Annotated in this window: 11 protein-coding genes and 1 riboswitch; of the genes, 7 read left to right on the plus strand and 4 right to left on the minus strand. The window is 68.0% G+C overall.

Going from position 1 to position 12,642, the window contains the following annotated elements:
* Positions 1 to 134 precede the first annotated feature (134 nt).
* From araD1 to AC1DSO_RS23090, 3 genes are read left to right on the plus strand one after another with little or no spacing between them, the layout of a single operon-like run.
* Positions 135 to 1,130 carry an AraD1 family protein gene (araD1, locus tag AC1DSO_RS23080; protein ID WP_477071041.1) on the plus strand — a complete coding sequence of 332 codons (996 nt, stop codon included), beginning with the start codon at positions 135 to 137 and terminating at the stop codon, positions 1,128 to 1,130.
* Positions 1,127 to 2,053, plus strand: a complete 927-nt coding sequence (locus AC1DSO_RS23085) for a Gfo/Idh/MocA family protein (RefSeq protein ID WP_477071042.1) — start codon at positions 1,127 to 1,129, stop codon at positions 2,051 to 2,053. The genes araD1 and AC1DSO_RS23085 overlap by 4 nt, the downstream gene beginning before the upstream one ends.
* A gap of 37 nt (positions 2,054 to 2,090) precedes the next feature.
* Positions 2,091 to 3,230: an aldose epimerase family protein gene (locus AC1DSO_RS23090; protein WP_477071043.1), complete on the plus strand. Its 1,140-nt coding sequence runs from the start codon at positions 2,091 to 2,093 to the stop codon at positions 3,228 to 3,230.
* 6 nt (positions 3,231 to 3,236) lie between these two features.
* On the opposite strand, the gene AC1DSO_RS23095 is transcribed toward AC1DSO_RS23090, so the two are convergent.
* Complete coding sequence (locus tag AC1DSO_RS23095; RefSeq protein WP_477071044.1) at positions 3,237 to 4,205, minus strand: alpha/beta fold hydrolase; 969 nt, start codon at positions 4,203 to 4,205, stop codon at positions 3,237 to 3,239.
* Positions 4,206 to 4,383: 178 nt separating this feature from the next.
* On the opposite strand from AC1DSO_RS23095, the gene AC1DSO_RS23100 reads away from it, so the two are divergent.
* Together AC1DSO_RS23100 and AC1DSO_RS23105 are read left to right on the plus strand one after the other, a co-directional pair.
* Complete coding sequence (locus AC1DSO_RS23100) at positions 4,384 to 4,851, plus strand: MarR family winged helix-turn-helix transcriptional regulator (RefSeq protein ID WP_477071045.1); 468 nt, start codon at positions 4,384 to 4,386, stop codon at positions 4,849 to 4,851.
* Positions 4,852 to 5,035: 184 nt separating this feature from the next.
* Positions 5,036 to 5,149: riboswitch (glycine riboswitch) on the plus strand.
* Positions 5,150 to 5,425: 276 nt separating this feature from the next.
* Positions 5,426 to 7,828 carry a TonB-dependent receptor gene (locus AC1DSO_RS23105; protein ID WP_477071051.1) on the plus strand — a complete coding sequence of 801 codons (2,403 nt, stop codon included), beginning with the start codon at positions 5,426 to 5,428 and terminating at the stop codon, positions 7,826 to 7,828.
* A 43-nt stretch (positions 7,829 to 7,871) separates the two neighbouring features.
* On the opposite strand, the gene AC1DSO_RS23110 is transcribed toward AC1DSO_RS23105, so the two are convergent.
* The 3 genes from AC1DSO_RS23110 to AC1DSO_RS23120 all read right to left on the minus strand — a co-directional run bounded on the left by AC1DSO_RS23110 (position 7,872) and on the right by AC1DSO_RS23120 (position 11,155).
* Positions 7,872 to 9,110: an MFS transporter gene (locus tag AC1DSO_RS23110; protein WP_477071046.1), complete on the minus strand. Its 1,239-nt coding sequence runs from the start codon at positions 9,108 to 9,110 to the stop codon at positions 7,872 to 7,874.
* Positions 9,111 to 9,283: 173 nt separating this feature from the next.
* Positions 9,284 to 9,925 (minus strand): Vgb family protein, encoded by a 642-nt coding sequence (locus tag AC1DSO_RS23115; RefSeq protein WP_477071047.1) that lies wholly within the window; start codon positions 9,923 to 9,925, stop codon positions 9,284 to 9,286.
* 9 nt (positions 9,926 to 9,934) lie between these two features.
* Positions 9,935 to 11,155: a helix-turn-helix domain-containing protein gene (locus AC1DSO_RS23120; RefSeq protein ID WP_477071048.1), complete on the minus strand. Its 1,221-nt coding sequence runs from the start codon at positions 11,153 to 11,155 to the stop codon at positions 9,935 to 9,937.
* A gap of 133 nt (positions 11,156 to 11,288) precedes the next feature.
* Between AC1DSO_RS23120 and AC1DSO_RS23125 the strand changes: the two genes are divergently transcribed.
* Both AC1DSO_RS23125 and AC1DSO_RS23130 read left to right on the plus strand, forming a co-directional pair.
* Positions 11,289 to 12,059: a DUF899 domain-containing protein gene (locus tag AC1DSO_RS23125; RefSeq protein WP_477071049.1), complete on the plus strand. Its 771-nt coding sequence runs from the start codon at positions 11,289 to 11,291 to the stop codon at positions 12,057 to 12,059.
* A 52-nt stretch (positions 12,060 to 12,111) separates the two neighbouring features.
* The gene (locus tag AC1DSO_RS23130) at positions 12,112 to 12,360 is read left to right on the plus strand and encodes a hypothetical protein (RefSeq protein ID WP_477071050.1); all 249 of its coding nucleotides are present in this window, start codon (positions 12,112 to 12,114) and stop codon (positions 12,358 to 12,360) included.
* Positions 12,361 to 12,642 lie beyond the last annotated feature (282 nt).

The following is a 12,642-nucleotide window of genomic DNA, read 5'->3' on the forward strand; positions in this document are numbered from 1 at the left end:
CGCGCATGACGTGATGTCGTCCGAAGGCGTTCAGGGACGAGGTCTTGATCATGCCGACGTCGAAACGTCGTTTGACAGACCAGYGCGTCGCGCTATTTGTCAGACTATTATACAGCTTCAGAAGGTCGTTCGCCGTGGTGTTCCGGTTCGTGCAATTGAAGACCTCGGGCGGCGCTCGACAGCTGGCGGCGTTGGACGACTCAGGACGGGCGCGCAAGGTCGAAGTCGCCGATACGCTCTATGACTTGGCCCAGGCGGCGCTGCGGGTGAACGCCACCCTGGCTGAGGCCGCCCAGGCCCGTCCGCTCGGCGAGGACATCGATATCGCCGCCGCCCTGACCGAAGGCCGAGTCCTAGCCCCGATCGACCACCCCGATCCCGCGCACCTGCAGATGACCGGCACGGGGCTGACTCACCTCGGCTCGGCCGAGGGCCGCGACAAGATGCACAAGGCCGCCCAGGCTGGCGAGCAGCTCACCGACTCCATGCGGATGTTCCTGATGGGTGTCGAGGGCGGTAAGCCCGCGCCGGGCCAGGAAGGCGTGCAGCCGGAATGGTTCTACAAGGGCGACGGGGGCCAGTTGGCCGGCCCGGGCCAGCCCCTCACCTCCCCCGCGTTCGCCAAGGACGGCGGCGAGGAGCCCGAAATCGCCGGCGTCTATCTGATCGGTCCCGACGGGACGCCGCATCGCCTGGGCTTCTGCCTAGCCAACGAGTTCTCGGACCACGTGATCGAGCGCGGCAACTACCTTTGGCTGGCCCACTCCAAGCTGCGCCAGGCGGCGCTGGGCCCCGAGCTGCTGACCGGTGACCTTCCGGCCGACGTGCGCGGCGCCAGCCGCATCATTCGCGACGGCGCGACTGTCTGGGAAAAGCCGTTCCTGTCGGGCGAAGCGAACATGTCCCACACGATCGCCAATCTCGAGCATCACCACTTCAAGTACGACATCTTCCGCCGCCCCGGCGACGTGCACGTCCACTTCTTCGGCACCGCCACCCTGTCGTTCTCGGAAGGCTTCCAGACGCAACTCGGCGATGTGTTCGAGATCGAAGCCGCGCCGTTCCGCTATCCAGTGCGCAATCCCCTCGCCCAGGCGGCCGAGCGTCCGGTCACGGTGAAATCGCTGTGACGCCGATCCGTCTCGCGCTGGTCGGCCTGGGCAAGATCGCCCGCGACCAGCACTTGCCGTCCATCACCGCCGACCCGCGTTTCGAACTGGTCGCCATCGTCAGCCGCAACGCCGAGCTGGACGGAGTCGCCCACTTCACCGCCCTCGCCGACCTGCTGGCCAGTGACGTGGCGGTCGATGCGGTCGCTCTCTGCACCCCGCCCCAGCCGCGTCATGCCCTGGCGCACCTGGCGCTGGCGGCCGGCAAGCACGTGATGCTGGAAAAGCCCCCCGGCGCCACGCTCAGCGAAGTCGAGGACCTGCGCCTCGCCGCCGCCGCCCACGGCCTGACCCTGCAGACTACCTGGCACTCGCGCTATGCCGCGGGCGTCGAACCCGCCCGCGCCTGGCTGGCCGAACGCGCCGTCAAGGCCGCGCGGATCTTCTGGAAGGAGGACGTGCGCGTCTGGCATCCGGGCCAGGACTGGATCTGGGAGGCTGGCGGCCTGGGCGTCTTCGACCCGGCCATCAACGCTCTGTCGATCGTCACCCGTATCCTGCCCCGCCCCTTCTTCCTGTCGCACGGCGTGCTGCATGTGCCGGAGAATTGTCAGTCGCCAATCCAGGCCGAGCTCGAATTCCGCGACGCGGCCAACGCGCCGATCCGCGCCGAGCTGGACTTCCTGCAGACCGGACCGCAAAGCTGGGACATCGAAGTCGACACCGACGACGGCGCTCTGAAGCTGACCAACGGCGGGGCCAAGCTGTGGATCGACGGCCAGTTGATCCACGAAGGGCCTGACCGTGAATATCCCGGGCTCTATGACGCCTTCGCCAAGCTGATCGCCGACGGCGCCAGCGATGTCGATGTCAGCCCGCTACGGCACGTGGCCGATGCCTTCCTGCTCAGCGAGCGGGTCGCCGCGCCGGCCTTCGTCGAATAGACGCCGACAAGAAAAGAACGACAGAGGGAGAAACACCATGAAGCTGAAAACCATCGCCCTAAGCAGCGCGCTCGCTCTCGTCGCCATCTCGTCGGCGAACGCCGCCGAGCTGTCGCGCAAGCCGTTCGGCCAGACTCCGTCCGGCGAGGCGGTCGAGGCGCTCACCTTGACCAACAGCCACGGCGTCAGCGCGACGGTAATCACCTACGGCGCAACGCTGCAGTCGCTGATCGCGCCGGATCGCACCGGCAAGAGGGCCGACATCGCGCTCGGCTTCGCCGACGCCGCCGCCTACGCCAAGAACGCCAGCTATTTCGGCGCCTCGGTCGGCCGCTTCGCCAACCGCATCGGCAAGGGCCGCTTCACGCTGGACGGCAAGACCTACCAGCTGGCGCTGAACAACAACGGCGTCGCTGCCCTGCACGGCGGCGTGAAAGGCTTCGACAAGGTCGTCTGGAAGGTTCTGTCGGCCAAGGCCGGTCCGACCGCTTCGGTGACCTTCGGTTACGTCAGCCCCGACGGTGAGGAAGGCTATCCCGGAACCGTCACCGCGACGGCTACCTATGCCCTGGATGAGCAGAACAATCTGACGATCACCTACGGCGCGACCACCGACAAACCGACCATCGTCAACATGACCAACCACGCCCTGTTCAACCTCGCCGGCGAAGGTTCGGCCGAAGGCGCGATGGGCAACGTCCTGACCATTCCCGCCGACGGCTACACGCCGGTGGACAGCGAGCTGATCCCGACCGGGACCATCACCCCGGTGGCCGGCACCCCTTTCGACTTCCGCAAGCCCACGGCGGTCGCGACGCGGGTCCGCGACGCCCGCGACCCACAGATGGTCATCGGCCGCGGCTACGACCACAACTACGTGCTGAACGGCAAGGCCGGCGGCGCGCCGCGGCTGGCCGCGCGCCTGGCCGACCCCAAGAGCGGCCGCGTGCTGGAGATTCTCAGCGACCAGCCAGGCATCCAGGTCTACGCCGGCAACTTCATCGACGGGACCATGGTCGGCAAGAGCGGCAAGATCTATCGCCAGGGCGACGGCATCGCGCTGGAGCCGCAGCACTTCCCCGACGCGCCGAACAAGCCCCAGTTCGCGCCGGTGCGCCTGGATCCGGGCCAGACCTATCGCAACGTCATGGTCTTCAAGCTGACTGTCGCGAAGTAGCGCGGCCTACAGCTTCGTCACGTCGAGAAGCGCCCGGGCGAACGCCTTGGGCGCTTCTTGCGGCAGGTTGTGGCCGATCCCGCCAGTGATCGTGCGGTGCGCGTAGCGGCCGACGAACTTCTTGGCGTAGGCGGCGGGATCGGGGTGTGGCGCGCCGTTGGCGTCGCCCTCTAGCGTGATGGTCGGGACGGTAATGACCGGCGCCGTCGCCAGCTTCTGCTCCAAGGCGTCGTAGCGCGCCTCGCCTTGGGCCAGGCCCAGCCGCCAGCGATAATTGTGGATCGTGATCGCCACGTGGTCGGGGTTCTGCAGCGACGCCGCCGAGCGTGCGAAGGTCGCATCGTCGAAGGCCCATTTCGGCGAGGCCAGCTTCCAGATCAGCTTGGCGAAGGCCTCGCGGTTCTGGGCGTAGCCCAACTGGCCGCGCTCGGTGGCGAAATAGAACTGATACCACCAAGACAATTCCGCCTCTGGCGACAGCGGCTTGGCGCCCGCCGCCTGGCTGCCGATTAGATAGCCGCTGACGGCGACCAGCGCCCTCACCCGCTCGGGCCACAGCGCCGCGACGATGTCGGCCGAGCGCGCGCCCCAATCGAAGCCGCCCAAGATCGCATTCTTGATCCCCAACGCGTCCATCAGCGCGATGACGTCGCTGGCTAGCGCCGCCGGCTGGCCGTTGCGCATCRTGTCAGCCGACAGGAACCGCGTCTCGCCATAGCCGCGCAGATGTGGCGCGATCACTCGATAGCCGGCCGAGGCTAGGATCGGCATGACCTCCGCGAAGCTGTGGATGTCATAGGGCCAGCCGTGCAGCAGGATTATCACTGGACCATCGGCCGGCCCGGCCTCGACGTACGCGATGTTGAGGTCGCCCGTATTGACCCGCTTCAGCGCCCCGACTCCAGCGACGGTCTGTTGAGCGCGCGCTACGCCGGTCAGCCCAGTCGCCGCGGACACGGCCACGGCCGCGGCCATAAGACCGCGACGAGAGAAACGCGCTTCGACTTGAGACGGGATCGACGACATGGTGAGCCTCATGATTAGCGGGACCGATTAGATCGGTACCGATATATAATCACACCTACCGCGTCAACACTTTCCGATTTAATCGGATCCGCTATATATAGGGGCCAACGAAACGAACGAGGCCAGCATGAAATCCGACGCTCCCGCGAAGACTGGCGACGTCAAGCTCGCCGACTTCATGTGCTTCGCGATCTATTCAGCGAACCTGGCCTACGGCCGCGCCTATCGACCGATCCTCGAGGAACTGGGCGTGACCTACACCCAGTGGATCATCATCGTTGCGCTGTGGGAGCAGGACAATCAGACCGTGGGCGGCCTGGGCGAGAAGCTCTTCCTGGAATCCAACACCCTGACGCCGATCCTGAAGAAGCTGGAGGAATTGGGCTTCCTGACCCGCCGACGGGATCCCGCCGACGAGCGCCAAGTCCTGATCAGCCTGACCGACGCCGGTCGTGCGTTGCGCAACAGGGGCGTGCAGAAGAACCTAGTGGCCGCCTCGGGCCTGACGCCGGAGGAGTTCCAGACCGTTCAAAAGATGGTCGCCCGACTGCGCGACAACCTGATCGAGCATACCAAGGACGCCAGCGGCGCTTGATTTGGCGCCCGGCGCCGCGATCGCTCGCATCCCACCGTCAATACGACCAGCTTCGATCAATCCGCTTGATCCGAGACTCGGCCCGCCGCCTGCTGGTTGTCGCTCTCGCGGGAGAGATCGGGCCCCGGCCCGGCGCTGAAGGCGAAACCGCCCCGGAAACGCTCAAGCAGAAGGACCGCGCGGGCTTCTGAACGCTGGAAAGCAGGGCGCGAAACGCCCTCGCCGAAGGAGCAAGGCCGGCCCTCGCGATTGCCTGGGCCCGCTGAATCTCTCAGGCGCCAAGGACAGCGGGGGTGCGAAGGCGAGCCATCGTGGCGCGCCCTGCCCCTGTGTGCGCCACGCGAAACTAACCTAGCTCTCGAACCTGGAGACGCCCATGCAACCGCGAACGCGATCGTCATTCCGACTTTCGCGGAATATATATTGCGAATACCTATGAGATATATTGCCGTTGATCATAAATTGAACACACATGCGCGTCGATTTAACTTTGTCATTATATCGACACCGTCCGAGAAATTCTGAATTTACCTGAGGCGTGACCACAGCAACGCTGATCCCAGTCAAAAAAGATCTGGGGATAGTCATGACCTTCGGCCCATCTTCGCGCGGCTCGCATCGCCTGCGAGCGCTTTTGCTTACCGCTTCGATCCTGGGCGTCGCGACGCCCGTCCTGGCGCAAGAAGCCGACAAGGCCGCCGAGGTCGAGACCCTGGTCGTGACCGGCAAGCGCCTGTCGGAGGCCAGCGTGGCGATCGGCACGGATCACGCCACCGCCACCGTCTCGATCACCCGCGAGGCCCTGCTCTCGGCGCCCGCCGGGATCACCGGCCTGAAGATGCTGGAGTCCCTCCCCGGCTTCAACGTCCAGGCCAACGACGCCCTGGGCATGTACGAGTTCGGCAACTCGGTCTCGGTGCGCGCCTTCAACTTCCAGCAGATCGGCTTCCTGCTGGACAACATCCCGATGGGTCGCAGCGACCAATTCGGCGGCAGCCCGATCTATCGCTATGTCGACAACGAGAACCTGCTGCGCGTCACCGCCTCGGCCGGGGCCGGCGACGTGGCCCTGCCCAGCTACGCCTCGCTGGGCCCGATCGTCGACTACTTCACCCAGGCGCCGGCCAAGGACGCTGGCGGCGCGATCAGCCAGACCTTCGGCAGCGACGACCTGCGCCGCACCTTCCTGCGGCTCGAAATGGGCGAGCACGGCGGCCTGTCGGGCTATGTCAGCGGCTCGTGGATCAAGGGCGACCTGTGGCGCGGCCCAGGCGACATCGATCGTCAGCACTACGAGGGCAAGCTGCGCTACGCCCTGCCCAACGGCGGCGACATCAGCTTCCAGACCGTCCACAACGACTATTTCGACTATGACAGCCCGTCGATCGCCCTGGCCCAGTACAACGGAACGGCCGGCGATGTGTTCGGGCGCAAGGGGCGCACGTTCGCCTATCTCGGCGCGGTTCCGTTGTCGGTCCCGTTCGGCACGGCGCTGTCGATCCCGACGGCCAGCCTGCCGGAGACCGCGGCCGGGGTGCCCTACTCGAACGCCAACTATGCCCAGTACTACAAGTTCGCCGTCAACAGCCGGCAAGACCACCTCTACGGCCTGACCCTGAACACGCCGATCACCGACACRTTCGACCTGACCACGACGGCCTATTACGAGGACAAGGGCGGCTATGGCGTCTCGCCCGAGGCCTATGCCACCTCGCTGGCCAGCCACAACGCCGAGCGCCTGATCGTGGCGGGCCTGACCGCGCCACGCGGCATCCAATACGGCCTGTCGGGCGTCGACGGCATCCGCAAGGGCGTCACAGCCAAGGTCGCCTGGCATCTGGGCTTCAACAAGATCGAGGCTGGCCTCTGGCTCGAGAACGACGATTATCACCGCACCCAGGCCCGCTATAACGTCGCGGGCGGCAATCCCGATGGCGCGCCGAACTTCAACGAGCCCGTCCACCTGCAGCGGAACTACAAGTCGCTGCGCGAGACCCAGCAGGTCTTCGTCAAGGACACCCTGACCCTGCTGGAAGCCAAGCTGAAGATCGAACTGGGCTTCAAGTCCACCGACATCGACTACAAGATCGCCGGCTATCGCAATCCGAACGACTATATCAACAGCCGTCATCCGATCCTGAAGGCCAACTGGAAGGACAGCTTCCTGCCCCAGGTCGGCGCGGTCTACAGCCTGACCGGTCGCRACCAAGTGTTCGCCTCGTACTCCGAGAACATGGCCCTGCCGCGCGGCGCCGACGACATCTTCTCGGCGGCCAGTCCCACCGTGACGGCCCCGGCGCCGGAGACCTCGACCAACTGGGAGCTCGGCTATCGGGCCAATCATCCGACGTTCAACGCCTCGATCGTGGCCTATCAGACCGAGTTCAAGAACCGGCTGCAGGCCTTCGCGGCCCTGGTGCCCGGCGGCGGCGGCGTGACCGAGAGCTTCTACCAGAACGTCGGGGCGGTGAAGGCCAAGGGCGTCGAGTTCAGCGGCCAGTGGAAGCCGGAGCTCTTGGCCGGCAAGGCCTATTTCAACGCCAACGTCTCGTACAACAGCGCCAAGTTCCAAGATGACGTGCTGAACTACCGCGCCAGCACGACGGCCGCGCCGACGACGCTAGCGCTCGCCGGCAAGAAGGTGCCCGACTTCCCGGCCTGGGTGGTCCAGGGCGGCGTCACGGTCGAGCCCTTCGACGGCCTGCTGATGAACGTCTCGGCCCGCCACCTGGACAGCCGCTTCACCAACTTCGTCAACAACGAGAAGGTCGGCGGCTATACGATCGTCAACGCCTATATCGACATCGGCGACGGCTTCTCGGCCGGGCCGTTGCGCCAGGTCAAGGCGCGGGTGAACATCGATAATCTGTTCGACAAGAACTATCTGGGCACGATCAGCACCACGGTGAACACCGCGGCCAGCTTCCGCCCGGCCCCGCCGCGCACCGTGCAGTTCACGATCTCGGCCGACTTCTAGGCCAAGCGATCGGGCCGGCTTAGAAGTCGGCCCGATCATGCCCCTAGGAACAGGCCTCGCAAGCGGCGGCGGTCACCGGCGTCCGCGCCGCGCGCCGGCGCAGGCTGAGCACCAGACCGACGGCGGCGAGGGCCGAGACCGCCGCATAGGCCGGCGCGCTCAGCGGGCCGAACTGGTCGACCAGCAGGCCGCCGAACACCGCGCCCGCCGCGATCGCGACCTGGAAGGTCGAGGTCAGCAGGCCACCGGCCAGCTCGGCCTGGTCCGGCGCGGCCGAGGTCGCCCAGGACTGGAAGCCGACCGGCAGCATGGCGAAGGCGAAGCCCCACAGCGCCAGGGCGGCGGCCGTGACCAGGCCGACCTGTCCCAGCGCGACGATCGCCAGGGCGGCCGTCGCGACCAGGGCCGATCCGACCAGCACCGACAGGCGCGGATCGCGTCCGACCAGGGCCGCGCCCACGAGATTGCCGAAGAAGCCGGTGACGCCGAACGCCAGCAGGCTCAGCGAGATGGCCCGCACGTCCAGGTGCGCCACCTGCTCCAGCACAGGCCGCACATAGGTGAAGCCGGCGAAGTGGCCGGAGATCACCAGCAGCACGCCAAGCAAGGCCGTCGCCACCACCGGGCGCCGCCCGACCTCGATCAGGCCGGACAGGCGCGGCGGCGAGGTCGGCGCCAATCGCGGCAAGGTCGCCAGCTGCGCCAGCAAGGCCACGCCGCCCACCCCACCGGCGATCACGAACGCCGCGCGCCAGCCCAGGGTGTCGCTGACATAGGCCCCGATCGGCGCGGCCGAGACAGTGGCCACCGAGACGCCGGTGAAGATCAACGACATGGCGCGCGGCATGCCGGCCGGCGGCACCAGGCGCATGGCCAGAGCCGCCGCCATCGACCAGAAACCGCCGAGACTGGCCCCGAGCAGGACGCGCGCCACCAGCAGCGTGGGCAGGTTGGCGGCGAAGACGGTCAGCAGGTTCGAGACGCACAGCAGCGCCATCAGGCCCCACATCACCCAGCGGCGGTCGAAGCGGCCGGTCAGCACCGGCGTCAGCGGCGCGGCGAAGGCGCCGACCACGGCGGTGGCGGTCACGGCCTGGCCGGCGGCGCCGACGCTGATCCCCAGGTCGCGGGCCAAGGGCGTCAAGACGCTGGCGGGCAGGAACTCGGAGGTGACGAGCGCGAACACGCCCAAGGTCAGGGCGCCGACGGCGGCCCACGCGGCGGGACGCTCGGCCTCGCCTGGCGCGCCGTCATCGAGGCGCTCGACGGGAATAGAAGCCATGAAAACCCTCCGGACACTGAAACTCAGGGGGACCGCTTCAGGGACCAGCCCAAGCGCCTGTCCCGGATCTCCCGCCCCCCCACTTAGGGTCGAGGACGTCGCCGCGCCCGTCAGCCGCTGCTCAGATTTTCAAAACACCCCTCCAGAACTTTTCGATGAGCGTCGAAGTATGGCTACAAATCCTTCCCCGCGCGGCGAACGACCCTGACCTTGCCGCTGGGCCCGCCGCCGCAGAAGAAGCGGCCCTCGCCGTCGGCCTCCAGGCCAGAGACGAAGATCCCGGACGGCAGGTCCAGCCGTTCCAGCACCTCGCCGGTCTCGGGATCAAGGCGGCGTAGGTCGCAGTCCTCGCCGTCGTGGGCGCCGTGCCAAAGTTGCCCGTCCGTCCAGGTGACGCCGGTCACGAACCGGTTGGACTGCACCGTGCTGAGGATGGCCCCCGTCTCCGGATCGATCTGGTAGATCTTCTGGTCGCGGTACTGGCCCACCCACAGCGAGCCCTCGGCCCAGGCGAGCCCGGAATCGCCGCCACCGCCGGGCGCCGGGATCGAGGCCAGCACCTCGCCGGTCCCGGTGTCGATCTTGACGATGCGATCCTCGGTCAGCTGGAAGATGTGCCGGCCGTCAAAGGCCGAGCCCGCGTGGGCGGCGATCTCGATCTCGCGCACGATGGTTCCGGTTTCGGGGTCGAGCGCGCTGACCCTGCCGCCCGATGCGAACCAGACGTGTCGGCCGTCGAAGGTGACGCCATGGATTTTGTCGAGCCCCGGAAAGGGCCCGTACTCGCGAACGATTTCGGCGGAAGATTTGATCATGCTGGCACCCTAGGGCTCCGCCAGGGCGGTGGGGAGTAACAAGGGTGTCGTCATTCTCAGCGGCGGCGGGATCATCCAGCGACGCGCCCGCCCCTCGCCCACCGGCTGAGCTTTTCCGGCCGCGGCCAGCGTGTCGAGGGCCCGCTGCACGGTCCGCTGACTGGCGTCGAGGGCGATCGCCAGGGCCGAGCTGGACCAGGCCTCGCCGTCGGACAGGAAGGCCAGCACCGCCGCATGGCGCTCGTCGGCCAGGCGCGCCATTACGACCGCCCTCGACGCGTGGACGGGCGTCAGGGCGAAGCCTCGCTGGGTCGCGGTCACCTCGGCCAGCCCGCGCAGCATCGCCCGCAACCGGCCGATCTCGACCCGTAGCCGGGCGCGGTGGCTCTCATCAATCTGCCGGGCGCCGAACGCCCGCGCCGCGAGGACCTCGCGGGAAACGTCGCCGGGCCACGCCTCGCCCAGGGCGCGAGCGAGCGCGAACAGCACCGGCCGCCGCGCCAGCGACACGACCTCCTCCCGCACTCGCACGCCGTGCCGGCAGGCGTCGATGATCAAGGCGTCGGACGCCTGCAGCGCCTCGATGTCGGCCAGACGCAGCACTCGGTCCTCGCCGTCCCCGACCAGGCGCGCCGCCGGCGCGTCCAGCACCTGGCGAGCGGCCTCGACCTCGGCCGTCAGGGCGGGGATGCTGGCCTGGCGCGCGGCATGCTCGGCCTGATCCAGCGCCTCGCGCGCGGCCCCGGCGCGCAGCCGCCGCATCGCCACGCTGGCGACCACCAGCGCGTGGGCCGTGCGCAGGGCGGGCGGCAGCGAGGCCGGGTCCAGCGCCGACATGTGTTGCTCGGCCTCGTCGAACCGCCCGATCAGGACCAGACGCCGGATCTCGAGATAGCGCGCGTGCGCCGCATTGGTCTGATCGCCATGCGCCTCCAGAGTCGCGCGAGCGGCGTCCAGCGCCTTGGTCGGCCAGGTCAGGTCGCGGGAGGCCAGCGCGATCTCGGCCTCGGCCACCACGCATCGGGCGCGGGCCACGGCCTCGCGAGGACCGAAGGCGCGGCCCGCGCCGCGCAGCAGCGCCTTGGCCCGGACGAAGTCGCCCAGCTGGGCCATGGCGATGCCCCGGAGCGCCAGGGCCGGCGCGTCGTCGCGCAAGGCGATCCGCTTCAAGGCGCCGAGCGGATCGCCGGCCGCCAGGGCCCAAGCCGCGGCGGTGATCAGCGAGTCCATCGAAATCCCGTCACACTTGTCACTCCCACCCCTTCGACGACCGGCGCCAAACCTTCGTCGCCGTCACGGACGGCCAGCGGGCGGCTTCGGCGCGACGCCGCCCGTGGACTCCAGCGCCAGGGATCGCAAGCCCATGACCCAATCGTCCATCGCTCCGCAAGACAGCGCCCCGACCATAGATAAGCCGCCGATCGTCGCCCGCGAGGCCTGGGAAGCCGCCCGCGAGGCGATGCTGGCCGATGAAAAGGCCCACACACGCGCCGGAGACGCCTTGGCCGCCAAGCGCCGCCGCATGCCGTGGATGGAGGTCGACAAGCCCTATGCCTTTGACGGCCCGAACGGCAAGGTCAGCCTGCTGGACCTGTTCGAGGGCCGGCGACAGCTGATCGTCTATCGCGCCTTCTTCGAGCCGGGCGTCCACGGCTGGCCCGACCACGCCTGCCCCGGCTGTTCGCTGGGCGCCGACCAGGTTTCCAACCTCGCCCACCTGAACGCTCGCGACACCACCCTGGCCTATGTCTCGCGCGCGCCGTTCGCGGACATCGCCCGGCTGAAGGCCAGGATGGACTGGAAGATGCCCTGGTACAGCCTGACCGACGACTTCGACGCCGATTTCGGGGTCGACCAATGGCACGGTCACAACGTCTTCATCCGCGACGGCGAGCGCATCTATCGCACCTACTTCATCAATGTTCGCGGCGACGAAGCGATGGGCACGGTGTGGAGCTATCTCGACGCCACGCCGCTGGGCCGCCAGGAAGCGTGGGAGGATTCGCCGAAGGGCTATCCGCAGACGCCGCCCTATCAGTGGTGGAACTGGCACGACGCCTATGTGGCGGGCGCGGCGCCAGACCAGCGCTGGGTCGAGGTCTCGGACGCCGGCCAGCAGGCCTGGAAGGACTGACACGGCGCGGGCGCAGCGGTCCGCCATCCGCGCCCCTTTCAGGATGATCCGCATGAGTAAGACCCTCTCCAATTGGCTGGGCCTGGCGGCCTCGCCGACCTTCGCGACCCTGGCCCTGTGGACCCTCGCCTTCGGCGACCGCGAGGCGGCGATGATTTGCTCGGGCGGCCAGGGCGGGCCGATCAGCGGCATGGCCTTGATGTACCTGCTGATGGCCGCCTTCCACCTGCCCTGTTGGCTCCGGCTGGTCGCGCGGCGGATGAGGCGCGATCCTCGCGGTCACTTGCCGCCTCCGCGCTGACGCGCTCCTCCCCCGGAGGGGGAAGAAGGAAACGCGATCCTTCCGCCCCCTCCGGGGGCGGACGGCCGCGCAGCGGCCAGGTGGGGGCAAGTGACATCGTCTTCACGCGGCGATCCGCTGAAGTGTGTGGGGAGGCGACGGAGCGGCCGGGCGAACCCGGAGACCGTATGGGTTTGTATGTTTCGGCTCGCTTACCGCTCCGCCAGGCTGTTCTCTGCCGTGAGGACGGCGGGCGTGAGCGTTGTCTGCTCGGGCCTCCGTTACCCCCGGACGGGCGTGGAC

It is taken from the genome of Caulobacter sp. P4_E5 (assembly GCF_056401555.1).

Excerpts from the sequence above, each read along its gene's own strand:
- AC1DSO_RS23090 (WP_477071043.1), top strand. The coding sequence starts at position 2,091 with ATGAAGCTGAAAACCATCGCCCTAAGCAGCGCGCTCGCTCTCGTCGCC.
- AC1DSO_RS23100 (WP_477071045.1), top strand. The coding sequence starts at position 4,384 with ATGAAATCCGACGCTCCCGCGAAGACTGGCGACGTCAAGCTCGCCGAC.
- AC1DSO_RS23110 (WP_477071046.1), bottom strand. The coding sequence starts at position 9,110 with ATGGCTTCTATTCCCGTCGAGCGCCTCGATGACGGCGCGCCAGGCGAG.
- AC1DSO_RS23115 (WP_477071047.1), bottom strand. The coding sequence starts at position 9,925 with ATGATCAAATCTTCCGCCGAAATCGTTCGCGAGTACGGGCCCTTTCCG.
- AC1DSO_RS23120 (WP_477071048.1), bottom strand. The coding sequence starts at position 11,155 with ATGGACTCGCTGATCACCGCCGCGGCTTGGGCCCTGGCGGCCGGCGAT.
- AC1DSO_RS23125 (WP_477071049.1), top strand. The coding sequence starts at position 11,289 with ATGACCCAATCGTCCATCGCTCCGCAAGACAGCGCCCCGACCATAGAT.
- AC1DSO_RS23130 (WP_477071050.1), top strand. The coding sequence starts at position 12,112 with ATGAGTAAGACCCTCTCCAATTGGCTGGGCCTGGCGGCCTCGCCGACC.